Source organism: Arthrobacter sp. FW306-05-C, assembly GCF_021801725.1.
GTDB lineage: Bacteria > Actinomycetota > Actinomycetes > Actinomycetales > Micrococcaceae > Arthrobacter.
Genome location: NZ_CP084556.1, coordinates 2,684,510 through 2,708,941, shown reverse-complemented (window position 1 = coordinate 2,708,941; position 24,432 = coordinate 2,684,510). Strand labels below are relative to the sequence as shown.

24 protein-coding genes are annotated in these 24,432 nt (G+C 68.1%); 18 read left to right on the top strand and 6 right to left on the bottom strand.

What is annotated here, in order from left to right; all coding sequences use genetic code 11:
* Positions 1–49: 49 nt before the first annotated feature.
* Positions 50–1,369 carry an AI-2E family transporter gene (locus tag LFT44_RS12530; RefSeq protein ID WP_373462115.1) on the bottom strand — a complete coding sequence of 440 codons (1,320 nt, stop codon included), beginning with the start codon at positions 1,367–1,369 and terminating at the stop codon, positions 50–52.
* A gap of 234 nt (positions 1,370–1,603) precedes the next feature.
* Between LFT44_RS12530 and LFT44_RS12525 the strand changes: the two genes are divergently transcribed.
* The 4 genes from LFT44_RS12525 to LFT44_RS12510 are packed head-to-tail and all read left to right on the top strand — an operon-like array spanning position 1,604 to position 5,818.
* Positions 1,604–3,370 (top strand): hypothetical protein, encoded by a 1,767-nt coding sequence (locus tag LFT44_RS12525; protein ID WP_236802888.1) that lies wholly within the window; start codon positions 1,604–1,606, stop codon positions 3,368–3,370.
* A gap of 51 nt (positions 3,371–3,421) precedes the next feature.
* Positions 3,422–4,414, top strand: coding sequence for a tetratricopeptide repeat protein (locus tag LFT44_RS12520; RefSeq protein WP_236798759.1), 993 nt, complete (start codon positions 3,422–3,424; stop codon positions 4,412–4,414).
* Positions 4,414–5,511 carry an NADH:flavin oxidoreductase/NADH oxidase gene (locus LFT44_RS12515; RefSeq protein ID WP_236798758.1) on the top strand — a complete coding sequence of 366 codons (1,098 nt, stop codon included), beginning with the start codon at positions 4,414–4,416 and terminating at the stop codon, positions 5,509–5,511. The genes LFT44_RS12520 and LFT44_RS12515 overlap by 1 nt, the downstream gene beginning before the upstream one ends.
* Positions 5,512–5,539: 28 nt before the next feature.
* A complete protein-coding gene (locus tag LFT44_RS12510; RefSeq protein ID WP_306967775.1) occupies positions 5,540–5,818 on the top strand; it encodes a DUF3253 domain-containing protein in 279 nt (92 codons plus the stop codon).
* Positions 5,819–5,830: 12 nt separating this feature from the next.
* On the opposite strand, the gene LFT44_RS12505 is transcribed toward LFT44_RS12510, so the two are convergent.
* Positions 5,831–7,708 carry a Na+/H+ antiporter gene (locus LFT44_RS12505; protein WP_236798756.1) on the bottom strand — a complete coding sequence of 626 codons (1,878 nt, stop codon included), beginning with the start codon at positions 7,706–7,708 and terminating at the stop codon, positions 5,831–5,833.
* Positions 7,709–7,758: 50 nt separating this feature from the next.
* Here LFT44_RS12505 and LFT44_RS12500 point away from each other — a divergent pair, with 50 nt between their 5' ends.
* From LFT44_RS12500 to LFT44_RS12480, 5 genes are all read left to right on the top strand, one after another.
* The gene (locus tag LFT44_RS12500) at positions 7,759–8,553 is read left to right on the top strand and encodes an ABC transporter ATP-binding protein (RefSeq protein ID WP_236798755.1); all 795 of its coding nucleotides are present in this window, start codon (positions 7,759–7,761) and stop codon (positions 8,551–8,553) included.
* Positions 8,535–10,106: a transporter gene (locus LFT44_RS12495; protein ID WP_236798754.1), complete on the top strand. Its 1,572-nt coding sequence runs from the start codon at positions 8,535–8,537 to the stop codon at positions 10,104–10,106. The genes LFT44_RS12500 and LFT44_RS12495 overlap by 19 nt, the downstream gene beginning before the upstream one ends.
* A 19-nt stretch (positions 10,107–10,125) precedes the next feature.
* Positions 10,126–10,905 carry a glucosamine-6-phosphate deaminase gene (gene nagB / locus LFT44_RS12490; RefSeq protein WP_236798753.1) on the top strand — a complete coding sequence of 260 codons (780 nt, stop codon included), beginning with the start codon at positions 10,126–10,128 and terminating at the stop codon, positions 10,903–10,905.
* 108 nt (positions 10,906–11,013) lie between these two features.
* Positions 11,014–11,352: a DUF3039 domain-containing protein gene (locus tag LFT44_RS12485; protein WP_236798752.1), complete on the top strand. Its 339-nt coding sequence runs from the start codon at positions 11,014–11,016 to the stop codon at positions 11,350–11,352.
* Entirely contained in the window at positions 11,352–13,136 is a 1,785-nt protein-coding gene (locus LFT44_RS12480) for a DEAD/DEAH box helicase (protein ID WP_236798750.1), read from the top strand. The genes LFT44_RS12485 and LFT44_RS12480 overlap by 1 nt, the downstream gene beginning before the upstream one ends.
* A 4-nt stretch (positions 13,137–13,140) precedes the next feature.
* Here LFT44_RS12480 and LFT44_RS12475 read toward each other — a convergent pair whose 3' ends face one another.
* Positions 13,141–13,776 (bottom strand): isochorismatase family protein, encoded by a 636-nt coding sequence (locus LFT44_RS12475; RefSeq protein WP_236798749.1) that lies wholly within the window; start codon positions 13,774–13,776, stop codon positions 13,141–13,143.
* Positions 13,777–13,785: 9 nt separating this feature from the next.
* Positions 13,786–15,114 (bottom strand): nicotinate phosphoribosyltransferase, encoded by a 1,329-nt coding sequence (locus tag LFT44_RS12470; RefSeq protein WP_236798748.1) that lies wholly within the window; start codon positions 15,112–15,114, stop codon positions 13,786–13,788.
* A 38-nt stretch (positions 15,115–15,152) separates the two neighbouring features.
* Here LFT44_RS12470 and clpS point away from each other — a divergent pair, with 38 nt between their 5' ends.
* From clpS to rdgB, 6 genes are all read left to right on the top strand, one after another.
* On the top strand, positions 15,153–15,536 hold the full coding sequence (gene clpS / locus LFT44_RS12465) for an ATP-dependent Clp protease adapter ClpS (protein WP_236798747.1): 384 nt from the start codon (positions 15,153–15,155) through the stop codon (positions 15,534–15,536).
* Positions 15,529–16,095: a DUF2017 domain-containing protein gene (locus LFT44_RS12460; protein WP_236798746.1), complete on the top strand. Its 567-nt coding sequence runs from the start codon at positions 15,529–15,531 to the stop codon at positions 16,093–16,095. Before clpS ends, LFT44_RS12460 begins: the two co-directional genes overlap by 8 nt.
* 65 nt (positions 16,096–16,160) lie before the next feature.
* Positions 16,161–17,231: a glutamate racemase gene (murI, locus tag LFT44_RS12455; RefSeq protein WP_373462122.1), complete on the top strand. Its 1,071-nt coding sequence runs from the start codon at positions 16,161–16,163 to the stop codon at positions 17,229–17,231.
* A complete protein-coding gene (locus LFT44_RS12450; RefSeq protein WP_236798744.1) occupies positions 17,228–18,025 on the top strand; it encodes an MBL fold metallo-hydrolase in 798 nt (265 codons plus the stop codon). The genes murI and LFT44_RS12450 overlap by 4 nt, the downstream gene beginning before the upstream one ends.
* 61 nt (positions 18,026–18,086) lie before the next feature.
* Positions 18,087–18,845 carry a ribonuclease PH gene (gene rph, locus LFT44_RS12445; RefSeq protein ID WP_272910796.1) on the top strand — a complete coding sequence of 253 codons (759 nt, stop codon included), beginning with the start codon at positions 18,087–18,089 and terminating at the stop codon, positions 18,843–18,845.
* Positions 18,842–19,489 (top strand): RdgB/HAM1 family non-canonical purine NTP pyrophosphatase, encoded by a 648-nt coding sequence (gene rdgB, locus LFT44_RS12440; protein ID WP_236798743.1) that lies wholly within the window; start codon positions 18,842–18,844, stop codon positions 19,487–19,489. The genes rph and rdgB overlap by 4 nt, the downstream gene beginning before the upstream one ends.
* 74 nt (positions 19,490–19,563) lie before the next feature.
* On the opposite strand, the gene LFT44_RS12435 is transcribed toward rdgB, so the two are convergent.
* Complete coding sequence (locus LFT44_RS12435) at positions 19,564–20,358, bottom strand: DedA family protein (protein ID WP_236802886.1); 795 nt, start codon at positions 20,356–20,358, stop codon at positions 19,564–19,566.
* A gap of 82 nt (positions 20,359–20,440) precedes the next feature.
* On the opposite strand from LFT44_RS12435, the gene LFT44_RS12430 reads away from it, so the two are divergent.
* Together LFT44_RS12430 and LFT44_RS12425 are read left to right on the top strand one after the other, a co-directional pair.
* The gene (locus LFT44_RS12430) at positions 20,441–21,502 is read left to right on the top strand and encodes an exonuclease domain-containing protein (protein ID WP_236798738.1); all 1,062 of its coding nucleotides are present in this window, start codon (positions 20,441–20,443) and stop codon (positions 21,500–21,502) included.
* Between the two features lie 122 nt (positions 21,503–21,624).
* Entirely contained in the window at positions 21,625–22,104 is a 480-nt protein-coding gene (locus LFT44_RS12425) for a DUF4395 domain-containing protein (RefSeq protein WP_236798736.1), read from the top strand.
* On the opposite strand, the gene LFT44_RS12420 is transcribed toward LFT44_RS12425, so the two are convergent.
* The gene (locus LFT44_RS12420) at positions 22,085–23,188 is read right to left on the bottom strand and encodes an ADP-ribosylglycohydrolase family protein (protein ID WP_236798735.1); all 1,104 of its coding nucleotides are present in this window, start codon (positions 23,186–23,188) and stop codon (positions 22,085–22,087) included. The two genes, LFT44_RS12425 and LFT44_RS12420, sit on opposite strands and share 20 nt — an antisense overlap.
* Positions 23,189–23,354: 166 nt before the next feature.
* Between LFT44_RS12420 and LFT44_RS12415 the strand changes: the two genes are divergently transcribed.
* Positions 23,355–24,392 (top strand): aquaporin, encoded by a 1,038-nt coding sequence (locus LFT44_RS12415; protein ID WP_236798734.1) that lies wholly within the window; start codon positions 23,355–23,357, stop codon positions 24,390–24,392.
* Positions 24,393–24,432 lie beyond the last annotated feature (40 nt).

Here is a 24,432-nt window from a genome sequence, read left to right as displayed (position 1 = left end):
AGGCAGGCGCCAAGGGACGACCCGTTTCAGTGCTGGTCCTGCCGGACCCTCAGTGCTGGTCCTGCCGAACGATGTAAATCTCCCGGAGCAGCAGCAGCACGGCAGCGGCGGTGGGGATGGCGATCAGGGCCCCCAGGACGCCCAGGAGGCTGCCGCCGGCGATCACCGAGATCACGGCCACCGCACCGGGCACGGCAACTGCCTTCTGCATGATGCGCGGTGAGATGAAGTAGGCCTCGAACTGCAGGTAGGCGAAGTAGCAGATGGCGTAGATGGCCGCCACCTGCCAGCCCTCGGTAAGGGACACGAGCGTTACTACAATGCCTGCGATCATCCCGCCAACCAAAGGGATGAATGCCAGCAGGACCACCACGAACGCCAGGAGCAGCGCGAAGGGGACGCCCACGATGGACATCACCACGAAGGCGAAGGTGGCGTTGAGCAGGGCCACGCACGCCTGGCCGATCACGTAGTTTCCCACCGACCGGGTGATTTCCTCCGAGAGGGCGGCCACGCGCTTTCGGCGGGAGCGCGGCGCCAGGCGGTAGCCCCACTTCTTCATGGCCGGCAGCGCTGCCAGGAAGTACAGGCTCAGAACCAGGACGATGAGGGCGCCAAAGAGGCCGTTGGCCACGGTGGACCCGAAGCCCAGCACGCCACCGAAAATACCGCCCATCGCGGCGGGGTCGTTGACGAACTTGTTGACCTCCTCCGTGATGCGGTCGCGCACGCCGAACTGGTCGTCAAGGCTGCGGAAGAAATCCGAGTCCATGAAGTTGCGCATCCAGTCCGGTGCCTGCCGCACGATCTCGGAGACCTGCTCCACGATGGTGGGAATGAGCGTGGCGAAGAATCCGACGACGGCGCCCATCAGGACCGCCACAGAGACCAGGATTCCGGCGGGCCGGGGAATTTTGCGGCTCTCCAGCCAGCCCACCACGGGCTCCAGGCCCAGGGCGATGAACAGCGCCGCCACGATCCACAGCAGCAGCTGCGTGGTGTGGGAGCCGATCCAGTAGACCAGCAGCGCCAGGCCCACGCCCACAGTCCCCATGAAGCCCATGTACAGCGGGTGTTGCGGGGACATGCGCGGACCAGGGTGGCCGAACTGCGGCTCCTCGTCACCGCCGTGCTCCGTTTCCGGGGCCTGCCCCGTGTATTCGGGTGGCATCTCGAACCGGAGCCTGGGCTGCGCCCCGGGCAGGGGCTGGCGAAGCCGCCGGACCACCTGGCCAAGGGCGGCGGCGGCAGTACCCCTGCGGCGGGCGGTTGCCGCCATGCCCAGGGGAGGCACCGGAGCAGGGACAGGGTCCCTGGGATCCCCGGGATTTGCGGCTGCCGCCGAGGACGGGTCCGTCTTGTCTGTCACTGGTTCTAGGGGCCTGTTCCGTGCGTGGCTCCGCCTTCGCGGGCCGGTGTGATGATCATCGCAAACACTATCAGCAGGCTTGCCACCGCCTGCCTAAGGCGCTGCCCGGGTGCCCACTGGGAAAGGCGGGGAACCGCCTGACAGGGGCCCCTGATAACAGAAAGGTTACTATTGAAGGTAAACCCCCGCTGATGATAGGTGTTTCCCTTGCGTTTAAAGACTGCAGCCGCACTTGTGCTGCTCGGCCTCCTGACACTTTTGGCCGGCATCGGCCAGAGAACCATCTGGGCTCCATCCGAGACGTTTACCGCTTCCGCGCCGGCCGATGCCGCCGCGGCGCCGCTGACGGTCATTGACCAGAAGCTGCGCACCCTGCACGGCGGAACCGTGAAGATCAACATCCAGGGTGACGGCAACTTCATGCTGGCATCGGGCCGCCCCGACGACGTCAATGCCTGGGTCGGCAAGACGGCCCACAACACCATCAGCGGGGTTTCCGAGGACGAAAAGTCCCTCCAGGTTGACCACACTGACGGCGATGCTGCCGCCCCCAACCCGGCCGGCTCCGATCTGTGGGTGTCCAGCGAGAACGCGGGCGGCGAGCTTGAGTACACCTGGACCCCGCCGGCTGACGGCGAGTGGACCCTCCTGCTGGCCTCCGACGGCACCAAGCCGGCACCCGCCTCTGTGTCCATGACGTTCCCGAACGACACTTCCACGCCTTGGGCGGTGCCGCTGATGGTCCTGGGCAGCCTGCTGATCGTCGCCGGAATCGTCCTGGCGTTGCTCGCCGCGCGCAGGAAGAACGGAGAAGATGCCGGTGACAGCACCGACGGTGACATCAGCGACGGCGGCAGCAGCAGCTATGCGCGCCGGGCCCGTGCACGCAAAGCCAAGTCGGCGGATGCCGGCTCGCAGAACGAAGGCTCACTGAACCCGGACACATCGAACGCCGGCAACCAAAACCAGGCGCCGTCGTCGTCCTCCTCCAAGGTGACCATGGTGGCAGCGGCTGTTGCTGCCGCCGTGCTGGCTGGTTCCGCCACCGCCGCCCAGGCGGCCACCCCCAGCCCGCAGCCTTCCGGCAGTGCCTCGTCACCGGCCAAGGAAGCATCCGGTCTGCCGGTGCTGCTCGATGCCCAGTTCCGGCGGATCCTGGAGCAGGTCTCCAGCGCCACCGATGCCGGAGACGCAGCCAAGGACGCGGCGAAACTTGCCGGCCGGGTGGGCGGACCTGAACTGGAGATCCGCACGCAGAATTACAAGATCCGCTCGCAGGTCGGCTCCTACGAACCGCGGATGCCGGTGCGCTCCACCAAGCTGCTGACTTACGTGGTCACCAGCGACCGGAACTGGCCGCGTTCGGTGCTGGCCGTGACCCAGGGTGAAGGCAACGTGGTTCCGCAGATCCTGACGCTGGTCCAGAAGTCGCCGCGCGAAAACTACAAGCTGACGGAAACTACGCCCCTCCAGCCGGGCACCACGTTCCCCAACATCAGCCGCGGGGGCACTGAGACCCTTGCCGCGTCGGACAAGTCCGGCCTGCTCTACAGCGGCGAGGAAGCGATGTCCGGACTCGCCGACCGGCTTACGTCGGCGGACTCGCCCTTCAAGGACAAGCTCGTCGAGGGCCAGTCCTCGCCGTACATCGCCGACACCCTGTCCTACCAGGCGGAGGTGGTGAAGTCCGGCCAGAACGGCAACTTCTCCTTCACGCACAAGGTGGTTCCGGAGAACACCGTGGTGTTCCGCACCGCTGACGGCGGGGCGCTGGTCCTGGGCCGGATCAACTTCGGCTTCGAAGGCACACCGAAGGCGGCCGGCGACAAGCTCAGCATCGGGGACGACGCCGCTGCCCTGGCCGGCGGCAAGGAAACCACCACGGGAATGGTCCTGAGCTTCGCCGAATCCATGGCGGTCTACGTGCCCCCGGCAGGATCCACGGACCCGATGAAGCTCGTTGCCGCCACCCGCGGCCTGGTCGGCGCCAGCTTCAAGTAGCGCTTGGCTGTATTACCACCGGCAGCGGCCGGAGTGGCTAGAGTGGGAAACATGAGTTCGCCAGCTTCCCGCCCAGTCCCTCCTGCCGCTGCCAACCTTCTTAACCTGCGCGGCGCCGTCGACCTTTCCTCGCTGAAGCGCCCCGCATCCCCATCCGGCCCGGCTCCTTCCGGTCCCGCCGCTGGGGCGGACCAGGGTGCGCAGCCCGGCGGACCCGACGGCGGACCCGAACTCACGGTCAACGTCACTGAAGCGAACTTCCAGCAGCTGGTGGAGTTGTCCGCGCAGGTGCCGGTGGTGTTTGCCCTGTGGGCCGCCTACTCGCCGGAGTCCAGCAGGATGCTTGACACCCTGGACCGCGTGGTGGCCTCCTACGGCGGCCGCCTGGTCCTTGGGGCAGCCGACATCGAAGCCTTCCCGCAGCTTGCCCAGGCCTTCCAGGTGCAGGCCGTTCCCACCGCCGTTGCCGTCCTCAAGGGACAGCCGGTGCCGCTCTTCCAAGGCGCGGCGGATGAGCAGCAGGTGCGCAGCCTCTTCGACGAACTCCTCAAGGTTGCCGCGGCCAACGGGGTCACCGGCAGCCTGGACGCCGGTGCCGCCGGTGCCCAGGAGACTGCGCCGCTGCCGCCCCTGCACCAGGCGGCGTTCGACGCCATCGAGGCCGGCGATTATGCCGCAGCCGCCGAAGCTTATCGCCAGGCCCTGAAGGAAATGCCGTCGGACCATGAAGCCAAGGCCGGGCTGGCGCAGGTGGAGCTGATGGACCGGCTGCAGTCGCTGTCCGCCCGGGACAGCGACGCACTGCGTGGGCTTGCCGCCAATGAGCCGGACAACCTGGACGCGCAGCTTGGCGTGGCGGACCTGGACGTGGCCGGCGGGCACGTGGAGGACGCACTGAACCGCCTGGTGGCCTTCATTGGCAGGAATTTCGGCCCCGAACGCGAGACCGCCCGCGTCCGGCTGCTGGAACTCTTCGACGTGGTGGGCGCCGGTGATGAGCGTGTGGCAAAGGCGCGCCAGGCGCTCGCGCGGGTGCTGTTCTAATGCCGGCCCTGTTCCAGCCGCTGGCCCTGCGGTCCATGGAGCTGCAGCACCGGGGCTGGGTGTCGCCCATGTGCCAGTACAGCTGCGATCCCGACGACGCCCCCGGCGTCCCGCACGACTGGCACCTGGTGCACCTGGGCGGCTTCGCCGTGGGCGGCGCGGCGATGATCCTCACCGAGGCCGCGGCAGTGAACGCCCAGGGCCGCATCAGCCCCCGCGACGCAGGCCTCTACAACGACGAGCAGGCGGCGGCGTGGGAGCGGATCATTTCCTTCGTCCACCGGAACGGCGTGGCCGGCACCAAGATCGGTGTCCAGCTGGCCCACGCCGGCCGGAAGGCCTCCACGTACTGGCCTTTTTCCGGCAAGCACGGCAGCGTTCCGGCGTCCGAGGGCGGCTGGGAAACTGTGGGCCCGTCCACCACTTCCTTTGAGGGCTACGCGGCGCCTGCGGCCATGACCGTGGAGCAGATACAGGGCGTCATCGATGACTTTGCCGCCGCCGCTGTCCGCGCGGTGGATGCGGGTTTTGACACCATGGAAATCCACGGGGCGCACGGCTACCTGCTGCACCAGTTCCAGAGCCCGCTGATCAACCAGCGCGAGGACGAATGGGGCGGGGACGAAGCCGGACGGAACCGGCTGATGTTGTCCGTTGTAGATGCAGTCAGGGCCGTGATTCCGGATTCCATGCCGCTGCTGCTCCGGGTCTCGGCCACCGACTGGGCACCGGGCGGCGTGGACCAGGCGGCGTCCGTCCGGCTGGCCCGGGAAGCGGCCGCCCGCGGTGTGGACCTGGTGGACGTCTCCAGCGGGGGAGCCGTGGCGCACCAGCAGATCAAGCCGGGGCTGGGCTACCAGACCGGTTTCTCGGCCGCCATCCGGGACGAAGCCGGCGTCGCCACCGGCACCGTGGGGCTGGTGACCACTCCCGGCCAGGCGGAGCACGCCATTGCCACCGGACAGGCCGACGGCGTCTTCATCGCCCGGGCCGCGCTGCGCGATCCGCACTGGTGGCTTCGCGCCGCCTTCGAATTGGGCTACGACCTTCCCTGGCCGCCCCAGTACGAGCGGGCTGTCCCGCGGCGCACGTTCTAAGCCTCGTCTTTTGACCGAGGAGACCGGCCTGGCCGGCAGCAGCAGGCATGATCAGCAAAACCCGGTTGAAGGGCAGCTGGAAGCGAAGATCCTGGAACTCCTGGCGGCAAGGGCGGCAACCTCCACCATCTGCCCGTCCGATGCTGCCAGGGCCGTAGGCGGCGACGACTGGCGCCACCTCATGGAGCCGGCACGGGAGGCTGCCCGGCGCCTGGTGGACGCCGGTCAGGTGCACATCACCCAGGGCGGATCCGTCGTCGATCCCGCCACGGCAAAGGGACCGATCCGCATCCGCAAGGCGCCCTGAGACACCACCCTGTCAGCCCAGCAGCTCGTCCACGTAGCACCAGCGCCAGTCTTCGCCGGGTTCTGCGCTGCGCATGACGGGGTGGCCCGTGTCCTTGAAGTGCCGGCTGGCGTGGCGCCCAGCGGAGGAGTCGCAGCAGCCGACGGTCCCGCAGGCAAGGCACATGCGCAGGTGCACCGGCGAGGTGCCCTCCCGCTCGCACCCGGAACAGGCCGGGTTGTCGGGGACCGGCGCCGGCATGGCAGCCGTCAGGTGGTCGCACACACCGCCCGGCTGGGACAGCCCCTCGCCGCCGCCACCGTCGGCGGCGGAATCGAGCTCATTGAGGGAGGCGTCGAGCATGGACTCCTCCACGTCCAGTCGTTCCAGGACTTCGCTGAGGACCTCATGGGCAAATTCCCCGCCGCGCCTGAGCTCCAGCACCTTGTCCCGCTCAGCCTCCAGCATCGCCATCCGCAGCTGGGCATAGCGCTGGCTGGGCGTGGCCGCCTCGGCCGTCGGCCTGCCCAGGCGCTCCCAGGCTGCCAACCCGCGTTCCTGCGTCCGGCGCCGCAGCATGTCCATGACCTCCGGCGGGTCGCTCTCGCGCCGCAGCTGCTCCAGCCGCTCCATCCCCGCAGCTGTAGCCAGCTGCATCAGCGAGGCCTGGTTCAGGGCGTCCTCCCGCCGGTCCGGCCCCGGCAGCCCCAGTGCCCGGACCAGGGCCGGCAGCGTGAATCCCTGCAGTACCAGCGTGCCGCCCACCACCACCATGGCCGCCAGGACCAGCACGTTGCGGTGCTCCAGGTCGTCGGGCAGCGTGAGTACCGCGGCCAGGGTGACCACACCCCGCATTCCTGCCCACGACACGATGGCCGGGAACTGCCAGGGCGGCGCCGGGTCCGACCGCCGTACCGAAGGGATCAGGCGGGGCAGGTAGGTCGCGGGGAAGACCCAGACCGGCCGCAGTACCAGCACAGCCAGCAGGACCACCGCGCAGCCGAACCACACGCGGCCCGCGCCGAGCGAATCGTCCTGGACGCTCTCGACGATGGTCCGTACCTGCAGGCCGATGAGCAGGAACACTGAGTTCTCCAGCAGGAACTGGATGGTGTCCCAGTTGCTCCTGGCGCTTTGCCGCGCGGCGCCGTTGGGCATGGACGGCGCCTTGGTGCCCATCACCAGGCCGGTGACGACGACGGCGAGCACACCGGAGGCGTGGATGGCCTCGGCCGGGAGGTATGCAACGAAGGGTGCCATCAGCGATGTGGAGGTGTTGATGGCCACGTTGTGCACCCGTTTTCGGATTTCGGTGAGGACATACGCCACGGCGAGGCCCACCGCCAGGCCGCCGCCCGCGGCCACCACGAACCCGCCGGCCACGTCCAGCGCGGACACCGAGCCCGCGATGGCGGCCACTGCCGCCCGCAGGCACACCAGCGCTGTGGCGTCGTTGACCAGCGATTCGCCTTCCAGGATGTTGACGATCCGGCGCGGCATTCCCACTTTCCGGGCGATGGCGGTGGCCGCCACCGCATCCGGAGGCGCCACCACCGCGCCCAGGGCGAAGGCGGCCGCCAACGGGATCTCCGGAAACAGCCACCACACCACCAAACCCACGCCCAGGGTGCCGAAAATGACGTATCCCACGGACAGCAGCCCAATGGAGCGGCGGTTGGTCTTGAAGTCGAACAGCGACGTGCGGAAGGCGGCCGCGTACAGCAACGGCGGCAGCAGGCCAACCAGCACCAGCTCCGGGTTCAGCACAACCGGCGGAATGAGCGGCAGGAACGATCCCGCCACCCCGGCCAGGACCAACACCAGGGGAACCGGGATATTCAGTTTGCGGCCCAAGGCACTGCCGGCGCACACCACGGCAACGATCACCAGCAAACCCAACGCGATGTCCATTCCGTAAGTCTCGCACCCCGCGGAGCTGGCCCGCGGACTAGGCTGGCACCATGACTGCTCCGACACCTGGCCCGGCGCCGAGTTCCGGCCCAACGGCGGCCCTTTCCCTCCGTGGGCTGGCCAAACGGTTCGGCGGGAAAATCGCGGTGGACGGCATCAGCCTGGAGGTGCCTGCCGGTTCGTTTTTCGGCATCGTCGGACCCAACGGTGCAGGCAAGACCACCACGCTTTCCATGGCAACGGGCCTCCTGCGTCCGGACTTCGGCACCGCCGTGGTGCACGGCGTGGACGTGTGGCAGCACCCGCTGGAAGCCAAACGGCTCATGGGCATCCTGCCTGACGGCGTCCGCCTGTTCGACCGGCTCAGCGGAGAGCAGCTGATCACGTATGCCGGGCTGCTGCGGGGCATGGACAAGGCGGTGGTGGCGGCCCGGGTGGGCGAGCTGCTGGCAGCCATGGACCTTACCCAGGATGCCGGCACGCTGGTGGTGGACTACTCCGCAGGCATGACCAAGAAGATTGCCCTGGCGTCGGCCCTGATCCATGCGCCGCGGCTCCTGGTGCTGGACGAGCCCTTCGAAGCCGTCGATCCGGTTTCGGCCGCGAACATCCGCTCCATCCTGGACCGGTATGTGGCCTCCGGCGGAACCGTCATTGTCTCCAGCCACGTGATGGACCTGGTGCAGCGCATGTGCGACCACGTCGCGGTGGTGGCCCGGGGCAGGCTCCTGGCCGCAGGAACCGTTGACGAAGTGCGCGCCGGCATGTCCCTTGAGGACCGGTTCGTGCAGCTGGTCGGCGGACACAGCCACACGGAGGGGCTGGAATGGTTGCGCACCTTCTGAGGCTCAAGCTCACGCTGCTGCGCAACGGACTTCGCCGCAGCCCCTGGCAGCTGGTGGGCATGGCCATCGCCGGGCTCTACGCGCTGGGAGTCGTGGCAACGCTGGTCCTTGCCCTGATCCTGCTCCGGGGCGCCGGACCAGCGACCGCCCATACGGCGGTGGTCCTGGGCGGTTCCGCAGCGGTGCTGGGCTGGGGTGTGGTTCCGGTAGTGGCCTCGGCCACGGACATGACCCTCGACCCGGCCCGCTTCACCACCTTCGCCATACCCATGAAGCAGCTGCTCGCCGGCCTGGCGCTTGGCGGGCTGATCGGCATCCCCGGCCTGGCCACCGCGGTCGTGGCCTTGTCCACCGTGGTCACCTGGTCCCGCGGGGTGCTGCCCGCGCTCGCAGCCCTGCTCGGCGCATGCCTTGGCGTCATGACCTGCGTGGTCCTCGCCAAGGTGGTGACCACAGCTACGGCAAGCCTGGCTGCTTCCCGCCGGTTCAAGGACATCAGCGCCATCGCGTTCATGGTGCCCCTGGTCCTGCTGGGCCCCATCGTGGCCGGCGTTGGGCGCGGCATCTCCGCATCCACGGGGTTCCTGCCGGAGTTCGCCCGGACCCTGTCCTGGACGCCGCTGGGCGCCCCGTGGGCGCTCGGCGGTGATATTGCGTCGGCCCGGCCCGCTGAGGCCGGGGTGAAACTGCTGCTTTCGGTGGCTGTCCTGGGTGCCCTCGCCTGGTGCTGGAAGCTGCTGCTTGAGCGCGCCCTCGTCACCCCGCCCTATGCCGGTGCAGGGAAGCGCAGGAGCGGCAGGCTGGGGCTGTTCGGTGTGCTGCCTGCCACCCCTGCCGGTGCCGTGATGGCAAGGTCGCTCACCTACTGGTTCCGGGACCCGCGCTACTCAGGTTCCCTGGTGGTAATCCCGCTGCTTCCCGTGGTGCTGGCGTTCCAAGGGACACAAACCGGAAGCTACGGCAGCCTGGCCTTCCTGGCGCCGCTGGCCGCCTTCATCCTGGCCTGGTCAATCTCAGCCGACGTCTCCTATGACAACACCGCTTTCGCGCTGCACCTGGCCACTGGCGTCAGCGGCGTGGCCGACAGGCTGGGCAGGGCATTGGCGTGCCTGGCGTTCGCCCTGCCGGTGGTGTTGGTGTTCTCGGTGGGCTACGCGGCGTTCACCGGCAATTGGGCGGCGTTGCCCGGGCAGCTGGGGCTCAGCCTGGGCATCCTCTTCACCGGCCTGGGCCTGTCCTCGGTGGTCTCTGCCCGTTATGCAGTCATCGTCCCGCTGCCCGGGGACAGCCCGTTCAAGAAGCCTCCCGGAAACGTGGGGCAGACCATGGCCGTGCAGTTCGTCGGCATGCTGGTCTTGATCGTTTTGGTCCTGCCCGAGGCCGCGCTGCTGGTGGCAAACGCAGTGACCGGGAACATCCTGTTCGGCTGGCTCACCCTGGCGGCAGGCATCGTCCTGGGCCTGGTCCTCTTCCTGGCCGGTGTCCGGCTGGGCGGCAAGTGGCTGGACGCGCGCGGACCCGAGCTTCTGGCACAAGTCACCGTCAACCGCTGACTTCAAGGAAAGGAACACCATGGAGATTGTGATCCTTGGCGGCAGCAGGCAGATCGGAAAGCTCGCTGCCGACGCCATTGAACAGCTGATCCGGAGAAAGCCCGACGCTGTCCTGGGCCTGGCCACGGGCTCGTCACCGCTGCCCGTCTACAACGAGCTCGCGGCGCGGCATGATCAGGGCCTGGACTTCAGCAGGGCCTCGGCATTTGCGCTGGACGAGTACGTGGGCCTGCCCGCCGGCCACCCCGAGTCCTACCGCGAGGTGGTCCGCCGGGAATTCACCAACCGGGTGAATATCGCGCCGGAGAACGTCCATGGCCCCGACGGAGCCGCGGCCGACATCCCCGCTGCCTGCGAAGCCTATGAACAGGCCATCATCGCGGCGGGCGGAGTGGACCTGCAGTTGCTCGGCGTGGGCACCGACGGGCACATCGGCTTCAACGAACCGGCCTCTTCCTTTGCCTCCCGGACGCGGATCAAAAGCCTGATCGAGCAGACGCGCCGGGACAACGCCCGGTTCTTCAACAGCCTTGCCGAGGTGCCCCACCACGTCATCACCCAGGGCCTGGCCACCATCATGGCGGCGCGCCACGTGGTCCTCGTGGCCACCGGCGCGCAGAAGGCCCAGGCCGTCCGCGACTTCGTGGAGGGGCCGGTGGCTGCCATCTGCCCGGCATCCGTGCTCCAGTTCCATCCGCATGCCACGGTCCTGTTGGACGAAGCCGCTGCCTCGGCCTTGAAACTGGCGGATTTCTACCGCCACACCTACGAAAACAAGCCCGCCTGGCAGGGGCTGTAGCAACGCCTGCGGGTGCGCCGCCAGGGAGCAAAGAGTACGGCGGCGGCCGGTGCCGGACCCCGCTGCGGGCGTGCCGCCGTCGAACGTCCGGCCGACGGAACGGCTAAGATGGATGGCATGACTAGCATGACGGACCCTCTCGAAAACGACCCGATGCGCGAGCTTTCCGGGGCTGGAACGTCCACGGCCACCATTGAGCGCGAGGAACTGCGCCAGGAAGTGGAGCCGGGCGACCGGGAGCGCTTCGCACACTATGTGCGGAAGGAAAAGATCATGGAGTCCGCCATGACCGGGGAACCTGTCATTGCGCTGTGCGGCAAGGTTTGGACCCCGGGCCGGGACCCGAAGAAGTTCCCGGTCTGCCCCGAGTGCAAGGAAGTATATGAAGGCCTCCGGCCGGGCAACGACGGCGGAAAGGGTCCGGGCGGCTCGGGCAACGACAAGTAGTGACGGAGACGCTCTTTGGCGGCCCCACCCTGCCTCCGGCCTACCCGGAACGTGCAGCCTGGGGAACCGCCCCGAAACTCCGTGCCTGGCAGCAGGAAGCCCTCGATGTCTACCTGAAGAACAGTCCCCGGGACTTCCTCGCGGTGGCAACCCCCGGTGCCGGTAAAACCACCTTTGCGCTGCGGATCGCTTCCACCCTGATCGATTCGGGTGCCGTGAACCGCGTGACCATCGTTGCGCCCACGGACCACCTGAAGCGCCAGTGGGCCGACGCGGCCGCCAAGGTGGGTATCGCCATCGACCCCAACTTCAAGAACTCCGACGGCCAGCACGGCCGTGGCTTCATCGGCGTCGCCGTCACCTATGCCCAGGTAGCCAGCAAGCCAATGCTGCACCGCGCCAAGACAGAGGCTGCCCGCACCCTGGTGATCCTGGACGAGATCCACCATGGCGGCGAAGCCCTGTCCTGGGGTGACGGACTGCGCGAAGCGTTCGATCCCGCCGTGCGCCGGCTGTCCCTGACCGGTACGCCGTTCCGCTCGGACACCTCGCCCATCCCGTTCGTGGAGTATGCGGAGGACCGGGACGGCATCCGGCGCTCCAAGGCCGACTACACCTATGGTTACGGCAACGCCCTCCGGGACCACGTGGTGCGTCCTGTGATGTTCATGGCCTACTCGGGCCAGATGCGCTGGCGCACCAGCGCCGGCGAGGAAATGGCGGCGTCGCTTGGCGAGGCGGCGGTAACCAAGGACATCACGTCCCACGCCTGGCGGACGGCGCTGAACCCCGCGGGGGAGTGGATTCCCGCCGTCCTGGCCGGCGCCGACAAACGGCTCAGCGAGGTACGGCGGACCGTGCCCGACGCCGGCGGCCTGGTCATCGCCACCGACCACGAGGACGCCCGCGCCTATGCCGGGCAGCTGAAGAGGATCACCGGCGAATCACCCACCGTCATCCTCTCCGACGACGCCAAGGCGTCCAGCAAGATCGAGGAATTTTCCGCCGGCGACAAGCGCTGGATGGTGGCCGTGCGCATGGTGTCCGAAGGCGTTGATGTGCCCCGGCTCTCCGTCGGTGTTTACGCCACCTCGACGTCCACTCCGCTGTTCTTCGCCCAGGCCGTGGGCCGCTTCGTGCGTGCCCGCAAAAGGGGCGAGACGGCGTCGGTCTTCCTGCCTTCTGTCCCGCAGCTGATGGCGCTGGCCAACTCCATGGAGATGGAGCGGGACCACGCGCTGGACCGGCCGGAAAAGGAGGACGGCGACGGCCTGTTCAACCCGGAAGACTCGCTGATGGACGAGGCCAACCGGGAGGAGAAGGCCTCGGACAGCCTGACCAAGGGCAAGTTCGAGGCGCTCGACTCGCAGGCCTCCTTTGACCGGGTCCTGTTCGACGGCGGCGAGTTTGGCACCGGCGGCGAGGTGGGGTCCGACGACGAGATGGACTTCCTGGGCATCCCGGGGCTCCTGGACGCGGAGCAGGTGGGGATGCTCCTGCGCCAACGCCAGCACGAGCAGTTGAACCGGAGGAACCGGAAGGCTCCTGCCGCGGCCGCCGAGAGTTCGGTGCCGGCCGTGCCTGACCACAGGATGCTGATGGACCTGCGCAACGAGTTGGCCAAGAACGTGGCCGCCTGGTCTGCCCGGACCGGAACGCCACACGGCGTGGTGCATACCAAGCTACGGACCGTTTGCGGCGGCCCTCCCGTGGCCCAGGCCAACGAGGAACAGCTGAAGTCCCGGCTGCGCAAGCTTCAGGACTGGTTCGTGGGCCGCAAGTAGCGGCTCAGGCGATATCGGCCCCGCCGAGTTCCAGTTCGGCAACGGTGTCCTCCAGGTCCTCGGCGATGCCGGCGGTCAGCGACCGCACCACCGTGACGCCGTAGCCTGCCTGGACGGCGTCAAGGGCGGTGGCCTTGACGCAGTAGTCGGTGGCGATGCCAACCACCACCAGGTCCTCCACGTCGTGGCTCTGGAGCCAGTCATCAAGGCCGACGGCGTCGTCATCCGGCTCCAGCGACTCGGCGTCCATGTCAGCGGCGCCACCGGCCTTGCGCTCCCCGGTGGGGACGGCGTCTTCGGGAGCCAGCAGGCCCTCGAATCCTGAGTAGGCGGCAGCGAACTGGCCTTTCCGGAAGTACGCGTCCACATATTCGGTGTCCAGGTCCGGGTGGAGCTCCGCTCCGCGGCTGCCTGCCACGCAGTGCCGTGGCCAGCTGTCCTTGTAGTCCGGCGTCTCCGAGAAGTGGCTGCCGGGATCAATGTGCCAGTCCTGGGTGGCCACCACATAGTCGAATTCCCTGTGGTGGGCGTCCAGGTACTCGCTGATGGCCCCGGCGACGGCCGCCCCGCCCGGAACGGCGAGCGAGCCACCCTCGCAGAAATCGTTCTGGACATCCACGATGATCAAAGCGCGGGCCATCAGTGCTCCTCAGTTGTCTTCATAGAGAGTGGGAATTGCGGCTTCGCCGCGCTGCAGGCGGTTGACCACGGGCGGCAGTTCCGCCATGGAGTCCTCATGGCGCTGCCGCGCGCGGAGCACGCCCTCGTGCCCGGTCCAGCCCGGAATCAGCTCGCCATTTTTCATGAACTGCTGCAGCAGTGGACGGTCGTTGCCGTCGTCCTCCGGGCGGTGGCCCACGCCCACCACCTCGGCGGTGGCCCTGCCGCGTTCGTCCAACTTCCGCAGTGCGTACTTGCGCCCGCCCACGCTTGCCTTGTTCTTGGCCGCTTTGGCCACGGACACGAAGTTGCCGTCATCGTCCGTGCGGCTGACAAGTTTGTAGACCATGCTGGCCGTGGGGGCGCCCGAACCGGTCACCAGCGAGGTGCCTACCCCATAGGAGTCCACGGGGGCTGACTGCAGCGCCGCGATGGCGTACTCATCCAGGTCGGAGGTGACCACGATCTTGGTGTGCTCGTTGCCGAGGTCGTCCAGCAGTCGGCGCACCCATTGCGCCTGGGCCACCAGGTCGCCCGAGTCCAGCCGGACGGCGCCCAGCCGCGGCCCTGCCAGGTCAACGGCCGTGCGGACTGCCTTTTCGACGTCGTACGTGTCCACCAGGAGGGACGTTCCCTCGCCCAGCGAGGCAATCTGGGCCTCGAACGCCTCCCGCTCGGTATCGTGCAGCAGGGTGAAGGAGTGGGCGGCGGTGCCCACGGTCTTCACGCCGTAGCGGATGCCCGCCTCAAGGTTGGAGGTGCTGTCAAAGCCCGCGATGATGGCGGCCCGCGCCGATGCGGTGGCGGCTTCCTCATGGGTGCGCCGTGAACCCATTTCGATGCAGGGCCGGCCACCCGCCGCGCTCACCATCCGCGAAGCGGCGGAGGCGATGGCGGTGTCGTGGTTGAGTACGGACAGCAGGTAGGTCTCCAGCATGCAGGCCTCCGCGAATGACGCCTCCACGATCAGGATGGGGGAGTTGGGGAAGTACGCGTCGCCTTCGGCATAGCCCCAGATGTCGCCGGAGAATTTGTAGTTGGCCAGGTAGTCCAGCGTCTCCCGGTTGACCACGTGCGTACGCTCCAGGAATTCCAGTTCGGCCTCGCCGAACCGGAAGTTGGCGATGCCCTCCAGGAGCCGCCCGGTGCCGGCGACGATGCCGTAGCGCCGGCCGTCGGGCAGCCGCCGCGCGAAAGCCTCGAACACGGACCTGCGGTGCGCGGCCCCCGAGTGGAGGGCTGCCTGCAGCATGGTCAGCTCATAGTGGTCGGTGTAAAAGGACGTGCGGGGATGGTCCCAGCCGGCTGAGGTGCTCACGAAAGTCACTCTAGTAGCCAGCCCCATAGAATGGACAGATGACCATAAGCGTTGCGCCCGGCCCTGATACACAGGAGGGCATCCGGACCGGCACAGCAGAGTCCACCGACTCCCTGACCGCGCCGGACATCCCCTGGAACCTGGTGATCTGGAACGATCCCGTCAATCTCATGAGCTACGTCAGCTACGTGTTCCAAAGCTACTTTGGCTACTCGGAGACCAAGGCGAACAAGCTGATGATGGAGGTCCACAAGAAGGGCAGGTCCATCGTCGCCTCGGGCAGCAAGGAACAGGTGGAGCGCCACGCCGTGGCAATGCACGGGTTTGGGCTTTGGGCCACGGTGGAAAAGGCCAGCGGAGGCTCCGGCGGCAACTCGGGCAGGTCCGGCGGTTCGGGCCAGGGTAAGGGGAAGCGTGGCTAAGGCATTCAAATACGGACTCAAAGGCATCACCGGTTACCTGGAACCGGCCGAACGGGACCTGCTGCGCAGCCTGATTGACGATGTCATTTCCATGCTCCAGCCGGAGGACCGTGCCGGGCAGGACCCGCTGGCGGCCCTGATCGGACTCGACATGGACGTCGCGGAGCCCACCGACCGTGCCGTCAAGCGGCTGCTGCCCAACGTGGTGAAGGACGACGGCGGTGCGTCCCTTGAGTTCCGCCAGCTCACCGAGCGTTCACTGCGGGAAACAAAGATCGGGGCGCTGCGTGCGGCGGCGCTGGACCTGGACAAGGACGAGATCGTGCTGACGCCCGAGGGCGCAAGGCACTGGTCCATGGCGCTGAATGACGTCCGCCTTGTGCTGGCAGAGCGGCTGGATATCAGGGATGAGGCCGACGCCGAGCACGTCCACCGCATGCAGGACTGGTCCCAGGCCGAGGACGTGGAGAGCTACCTGGCGCTGGTGTACAACTTCACCACCTGGCTGCAGGAGTCCCTGGTCCAGGCCATGCTGCAATCGATGGAATCCCGCCGGTGAGCGACGGCGGCCAGGGGGAGGCCGTCCTTGTGACAGAGCAGACACGAGTCGCTGGACACAAGATGATGACTGACGCTTCCGGCACCGCCTATCCTCGAATAACCATGACAACAGCCTCGAGCGCGGACCCGTCGGCGGAAACACAGCCCGCGGCCGCCGCAAGTGACCTGCCGGCCGCCGCCCCCGAAGCCCGGCCCATCGGCGTCTTCGATTCCGGCGTTGGCGGCCTCACCGTGGCGCGCTCCATCATCGACCAGCTTCCAAACGAGTCGATCCTCTACGTGGGGGACACTGCGCACGGCCCTTACGGGCCGCTGCCCATCGCAGAGGTGCGGGCCAACGCCCTGGGTGTGATGGACGAACTCGTGGACTCCGGCGTCAAGCTGCTCACCATCGCCTGCAACTCGGCGTCGGCCGCTGTCCTGCGGGATGCCCGTGAGCGGTACACCGCCAAGTACGGCATTCCGGTCATCGAGGTCATCCAGCCCGCGGTGCGGCGCGCCGTTGCCGCCACCCGCAGCGGGAAAGTCGGCGTGATCGGAACCTCCGCAACTGTCGGCTCGCGGGCGTACGAGGACACCTTCGCAGCAGCTCCGGACCTGGACATCACCTCGGTGGCCTGCCCCGAGTTCGTCAGCTACGTGGAAGCCGGCATCACCACAGGACCGGCGCTGCTCGCCGTTGCGGAGGAATACCTGGCGCCGCTGAAGGCGGCCGGCGTGGACACCGTGGTGCTGGGTTGCACGCACTACCCCCTGCTGACAGGCGTTATCTCCTTCGTCATGGGCGCCGACGTCACCCTCGTCTCCAGCGCAGAGGAAACCGCCAAGGACGTCTACCGCGCCCTGGCCACCCACAACCTGCAGCGGACCTCTGATACCCCTCCCGAGCACCACTTCGTGGCCACCGGCGACGCCGGGCAGTTCGAGGCGCTCGCCCGGCGGTTCCTGGGCCCGGAGGTGCTGTCCGTACGCCACGTGGACCACGTCGCGGCGCAGTACCCCACCGGCAGCCTGGCCCGCATCACCCCGGAGATGATCGCCGCCGCGCAAAGCGCACGGAACCGGCCCAGGATCTCCAACTTCGTGGGCGGCGGATTTGCCAACGCGCGGCGCACCGGAGGTCCCGGCCTGTGAAGCTGACCATCGTGGGATGCACGGGCTCGTTCCCCGGGCCCGGCTCCCCGGCGTCGTGCTACCTCCTGACCGCCACCGACGGCGACCGGACCTGGAAGGTGGTGATGGACCTCGGCAGCGGTGCGCTGGGGGCGATCCAGCGCTACACGGACCTGGAGGACATCGACGCGATCTTCCTCACCCATTTGCACCCGGACCACTGCATGGACCTCTGCGGGCTGCACGTGGCCATCCGCTGGAAGCCCGGAGGCTGGGGCCGCGGCCGGATCCCCGTCTGGGGCCCCGCCGCCACGGCAGACCGGATGGCCACCGCCTACGGGCTGGACCTGGACCCGGGCATGCACGAAGAGTTCGACTTCACTAACTGGACCGAACGCGAACCGGTGACCGTGGGCCCCTTCACCGTCACCCCATTCTCCGTCAACCATCCCATCGAGGAGGCCTACGCCCTCCGGGTGGAAGTGGTTGAACCCGGCAAGGACGGCACCCCGGTGTCCCGCGTCCTGACCTATTCCGGCGATACCGATTCCTGCGCGGGGCTTGAGGAAGCTGCCAAGGACGCAGACCTGTTCCTGTGCGAGGCAGCCTTCGAAGAGGGCCGGGACGACGGCATCAACGACGTCCACCTCACCGGCAAGCGGGCCGGCGAGGCGGCAGCAGCTGCCGGTGCGCGGCGGCTCCTGCTGACCCACATCCCGGTATGGACGTCGCAGACCACCGTCATGGCTGAAGCCCGCCCGGTGTTCCCGGGCGACGTTGCCGTCGCCGTGGCGGGCGTGCACTACACCATCTAGCTGCACCTGCCGTCTGTGTGCTGGGGACGTCCGGCGGAGCGGCACTCGATAAGCTAAAGGCATGACATCTGAAGCAACTGCAGTGCCCATCGTGCGCGCCGACGGCCGTGCCCCCGACCAGCTCCGGCCCATCAGCATCACCCGCGGATGGTCCAACCAGGCTGAAGGTTCGGCACTGATCGAATTCGGCAACACCAGGGTGCTCTGCACGGCATCGCTGACACCAGGCGTCCCGCGCTGGCTCAAGGGCGAGGGCAGAGGCTGGGTCACGGCGGAGTATGCCATGCTGCCCCGCGCAACCAACACCCGCTCCGACCGCGAGTCCGTCAAGGGCAAGATCGGCGGCCGCACGCACGAGATCTCGCGGCTGATCGGCCGTTCGCTGCGCTCCATCATCGACACCAAGGCCCTGGGCGAGAACACTATCGTTCTGGACTGCGACGTCCTGCAGGCCGACGGCGGCACTCGCACCGCAGCGATCACCGGCGCCTATGTTGCCCTGGCGGATTCCATCCGGTTTGCCCGCGACAACAAGCTCATCGCCCGGAACGCGCAGCCGCTGATCGATACCATCGCCGCCGTTTCCGTGGGCATCATCGACGGCGTCCCCATGCTGGACCTGCCGTACGTGGAGGATGTCCGGGCCGAGACCGACATGAACGTGGTGGTCACGGGCTCGGGCAAATTCGTGGAGGTGCAGGGAACCGCGGAGGGCGCCCCCTTCGACCGTGACGAGCTGAACCAGCTCCTGGACCTGGCGCTGTTGGGTACGGCCCAGCTCGCTGCCATCCAGCGCGAAACCCTGGCGGACACCCTGTGAGCAGCGTGGCGCCCCGCCTGGTGCTCGCCACGCACAACAAAGGCAAACTCCGGGAGCTCCGCGAACTGCTGCGCGGGCAGGTGCCAGGGCTCGACGTCGACACCCAGGTGGTGGATGCCGCCGCGGCAGGTGCGCCGGACGTCGTCGAAACCGGCGTGACGTTCGCCGAGAATTCGCTGCTGAAGGCGCGGGCGGTGGCTGGCGCCACCGGCCTGGTGGCCATCGCCGATGACTCCGGGCTGGCCGTGGACGTCATGGGCGGGGCCCCCGGCATCTTCTCCGCCCGGTGGGCCGGACGGCACGGTGACGATGCCGCCAACCTGGAACTCCTGTTGAACCAGCTGTCGGATGTCCCGGACGAACACCGTGGGGCCGCGTTCGTGTGCGCTGCCGCCCTGGCCCTGCCAGCGGACGCGGATGGCCCCGGCCGGGAAGTGGTGGAGTACGGGCAGCTGGAAGGCATCCTCTTGCGCGAACCGCGGGGAGCCGGCGGATTCGGTTACGATCCGGTGCTGCAGCCGGCCGGCGAGGACCGCAGCTGCGCCGAACTGTCTGCTGAGGAAAAGAACGCCATCAGCCACCGCGGCAAGGCGTTCCGGGCGCTGCTGCCGTCGATCGTGGCAGCTTTGGAAGCGGCGGGCTAGGAGAAACACGCAAAAAAGGTGCGCACCCGCGTGGGTGCGCACCTTTTTTGCTGCCGCTGGAGGCTGGAGCGTTGCTACTCCGGCCGGCTGCCGCGGATGTTGCGGGGCGTCTTCTGATCCTCTTCCGGGCCGTGTTCCTCGATGAACTCATCCACGGCATCGGTGCCGTAGGCCTGCGCCTGGCGCCTGGCGGACAGGCCGCGCAGGACTTCGATGCCGATGGGAATCACCGAGACCAGCACGATGGCGATGAAGATAATGTCCAGGTTGTCGCGGACCCACGGCACCTTGTCGCCCAGCAGGTAGCCGAGGAGGGTCACGCCGCCGCCCCACAGCACCGCGCCGATGACGTTGAACACGAAGAACTTCCGCTTGCTCATCTGGGCAACACCGACGATCACGGGAACAAAGGTGCGGATGATCGGCACGAACCGGGCCAGGATCAGCGCCTTGCCGCCGTGCTTTTCAAAGAAGGCGTGGGCGTTCTCCACGTTCTCCCGCTTGAACAGCCGGGAGTTTGGCTTGTTGAAGATGGCAGGGCCCGCCTTGGACCCGATGAGGTAACCGGTCTGGTTGCCGATGATGGCCGAGACCACGATCAGCAGGGCCAGCAGCCAGATGTTGAACTTGATGGTGTCCGTGGCCACCAGCAGGCCGGCGGTGAACAGCATGGAGTCGCCCGGCAGGAAGAATCCCACCAGCAGGCCGGTCTCGGCGAAGACGATTCCGCATACCAGCAGGACCACCCAGGGGGCGAGGGCAGGATCGGCCAGGAAGACCTGGGGGTTCAGCCAATCGGGCAGGAACGACGCCATTTTCGGCTGGACCGGTCCCGCACCGCCCAGCATGGACACAGCGAGGTCATTCATCACAGGAAAGTTCACCCCTCAAGGGTACTTGACGGGCCTGTCCCGCCCAGGGTGGGGCGCGTGCGGCGGTAAGGTAGGGGCCGTGGGTTTGGACTTTACGGCGATCGACTTCGAAACGGCCAACGGCTTCCGCGGCTCCCCTTGCTCCGTGGGACTGACGAAGGTCAGGGGCGGCAGGATCGTCGAGGAGGCCTCCTGGCTGATGCGCCCACCCTCCGGGTACGACCACTTTGACCATCACAATGTCAGGATCCACGGGATCACTCCTGCCCACGTTGCCGGTACGCCCCGCTTCGGTGAGCTGTTTCCTGAGATCGGTGCCTTCATCGGCGGGGATGTACTGGCAGCCCACAACGCCGCGTTCGACCTGGGCGTGATCCGCTCGGCGCTGGAGGTGTCCGGCCTGCCCGGCCCAGCCTACGACTATGTGTGCACCGTCATGCTGTCCCGCCGCTGCTACTCGCTGGTCTCCAATTCGCTCCCGTTTGCCGCCGAGGAAGCGGGCGTCCCGCTGGTCAACCACCATGACGCCACGGAGGACGCCCGTGCCTGCGCCGGCATCCTCATTGACATCGCCGCCCGCAACGGCGCCAACAGCATCGCCGAACTCTATCTCTCCCTGGGCCTGGACATGCCCCGCCAGCAGGCCTTCGATCCCGCCACGGGCGAGCTGTCCAAGCCCAGCCTCGCGGCCGTGGCCGGTGCTTCCGGGAACGGCGCCGCGCTGGTCCGCCGGTTCCAGTCCGGCTGGCCCGAGGAAGGGGCCAACCCCGAGCCGAACGCGGATGCCGAGCCCGGCCACCCCCTGTACGCGCAGACGGTGGTGTTCACCGGGCAACTCTCCATCGAACGCCCGGAGGCGAAGCTCCGCTCGGCCCGGTGCGGCGCCCGCACCGAAAGCCGCGTCACCGCCCGGACTACCGTCCTGGTGGTGGGGGACGGGTTCGTTGCCTCGGACCTGCGCTCGGGCAGGCTCACCGGCAAGGCGCGGCGCGTCCTGGAACTCCACGAGCGGGGACAGGCCATCGAGGTGCTCTCCGAGGGCGAGTTCCTCCAGATGGTGGGCGGGGACGTTCCCGGCGGCCCTCAGGGTGCCGGCGCGGACAGCTGGAAGGGCGCGTTGGCACCTGCGGTCAGCGCCTGAGCCCCATGCCCTGACCTCAGCCCCCTGAGCATCTGCCCTGACCCGTCATGCCCTCCGTTGCCCGCAGTCACGCGGCGCAACAAAGCTTGGCCGCCCGGGCAACAGGCTCCTAACCTTGCGTCATGTCCTCCCTGTTCGCTTTTCCCAATCCCGTCAATGAGTACGCCGCCAGGGTCACCGCCGCGCTGGTGGTGCTGCTCGCCGTCGTCACCGCCGTGGCAGGTTCCGCGTGGGGGCTGCTGGCCATTGCCATCGGGTTCTGGCTCCGGCTGCTTTTCGGCCCGCGGATTTCACCCCTGGCGTTGCTGTCAGTGAAGGTCATCACTCCCCGGCTGGGAAAGGTGCGGCTGGTTCCCGGGCCGCCCAAGCGCTTTGCCCAGGGGATCGGCGCAGCAGTGTCCACCGCCGCCCTGCTCCTGTTCGCTGCAGGCGCGGCACCGGCAGCCTGGACGCTCCTCGGCGTCCTGGTGGTCGCAGCGTCGCTGGAAGCCTTCGCCGGATTCTGCCTGGGCTGCACCATCTTCGGGTTCCTGCAGCGCCGTGGACTCATTCCGGAGGATGTCTGCGAAGCCTGCAACAACATCAGCCTTCGCCGGTCGTAACCTTTACCAACTGATCGGCCATGCCCCGGATGACCTTCGGTGCTTCGAGGTCATTAAGCCATTCCGCCGGCAGGCAGGCCTCCCCGTACAGGGCGCCCAGGATGTTTCCCGCCAGGGAGCCTGCCGTATCGCTTCCGCCGCTGTGGTTCACGGCCACTGCCAGGGCATCCCGGAAATGCTGGTCCGGCTGCCCGTCGGCAGCGCCGGCCGGGAGCGTGGCAAGGACGGCGTAAAGCGCGACGGCGAGGGCCTCCTCCGCGGTCCAGCCCCCGCCAAGTGCCTGGACCAGTTCCTCCGGGCCGGCCAGTTTCCCCAGGGCACCAGGTGACTTCTCCGCCAGGCGGATGGCGGCCTCCAGGCGCTCCGGCAGTTCCGGTGCGGCCTCCGGAAGGGTGGCGGCGTGGGCAGCGACTGCGGCCGCAGCGTCCCGCAGTGGCTCCCCGGACACCAGCCGGTGGATCAGCAGGCTGAAGATTCCGGCGCTCTGGTGGGCCACGGGATGCCCGTGCGTCAGGGCGGCGGCATCGGCACTCAGTTTGTAGACGGCGTCGGGCGTAATGTGGGGAATCAGCCCAAAGGGCGCTGAACGCATCACCGTACCGGGGCCCTTTGCGCCGGCATTGACGGGGCGCACCGCGGTTCCCATTTCGCCGGTGGCCAGCCCGCTGATGCAGTCCCTATCGGGGTGCCGGCGCTGCCGGAGCACCTCGTTGCTGTCGATCCAGCGGGGCTGGGGTGCCGGCGCAGACGCCCCGGCGTCCTCGCCCTGCGTCGCCAGCCAGCGCAGGTAGGCCAGCCAAAGGCAGGCGTTCACGTCCGCGCCAACCCCCGCGTTGGCCCATTCCAGTGCCTCCACCAGGCCGTCAACGGTGTAGAGCGTCAATTGCGTGTCATCCGAAAAGTGGCGGGGGCCGGACAGCTCGCCAAGCCCGGTCAGCCCCCGGGCACCGAAGCGTTCCCGGATGTCGTCGATGGAATCAAACTCCACGGCGTAGCCCAGCGAATCTCCCAGCGCCCCGCCCAACAGGCAGCCGTGGATCCGGGACTTGAGGGTGGGCGCGGGAATGCCGGGGTCAGTGCTCATGCTGTCAATGTACCGTCCCCCGTACAAACTCCGCCCAACCCAAGGGGTCCCGGGGCACCGCCAACAGCTGGTGCCCAGCAAACGTACAGCCTGGGCTGGAATACTGCTCGGGTTGCCGTGGCCAGACCGCCGGCACGCACCTGCCTCCCACACGTAAGGTTTCCCCATGAGCACCCCAGCCCCAGCCCGCGACGCACTGCAGCCCGGCGGTACTGACACCGCCCCCGGCTTGCTGCCCCGCTTGGTGGCCGAGGCCTTCGGCAGCCTCTTCCTCGCCGTGGCCGGGCTGGGTGTGCCGCTGTTCAGCATTCCGCAGTCCAGCCCAGTTCCTGCCGCGCTTGCTGCCGGCCTGGCCATCACCGCCGCCATGCTCGCCTTCGGGCATGTCTCCGGCGGCCACTTCAACCCGGCCATCACCCTGGGGCACCTCCTCGCCGGCCGGATCCGTGCCGGTGCCGCCGCGGCATACGCCGCCGCCCAGGTGGTGGGTGCCCTGGTAGGCGCCCTTGCCCTGTTCGGGATCCTCCGGACGCTTCCCAGCATCCCGGACAGCCGCACGGCCTTCGACACCGTGGCAGCCGGTTTCGCTGCGCACTCCATAATCCAGGCGCCGCTGGCCGCCGTCGTGCTCCTGGAACTGCTGGGCGCCGCGATCATCGTGGCAGTCTTCCTCGGCGCAGCCGGCCGCAGCGGCAACCGCACCGTGGCCGCCGTCGCCGTCGGCCTGTCCTTCGCGGCCCTGCTCCAGGTGGGCCAGTCGGTGGGAAACCTGCCATTCAACCCCGCCCGTGCCGTGGCCTCAGCCGTTTTCAGCTCGGGCTGGGCCATGGAGCAGCTGTGGGTCTTCCTGGTGGCGCCGCTGGCCGGCGCTGCCATCGCCGGCCTGGCGTTCCGGATCACCACGGGCGCTGAGCCTGCCGCGGCCGCTGCGCACCGGGCCTCCGACGACGGCAAGGCCGGTGGCAACCGGAAAGGCACCGACGTGACAGAGGCGGGCGACGTCGACGCCGGTGGCCTCGACGCCGACGGTGTAAACCCGGACGGCCTCGACGGGGACCTCACATGCAATGACGACGACGGCGCCGCGGCCCCCAGGACAGGTGCCGGTACGCCCGCCACGGCCCAGCGCCAGGACAGCGCCCGGCAGCAGGAAAGGATCCGCGTCAGCGAGGCCCAGGAATTCTTTGACGGCAAACGGTCCTGAACGCTGCACCGCGGCACTGCGTCGCGGCTATTTTCTGAAG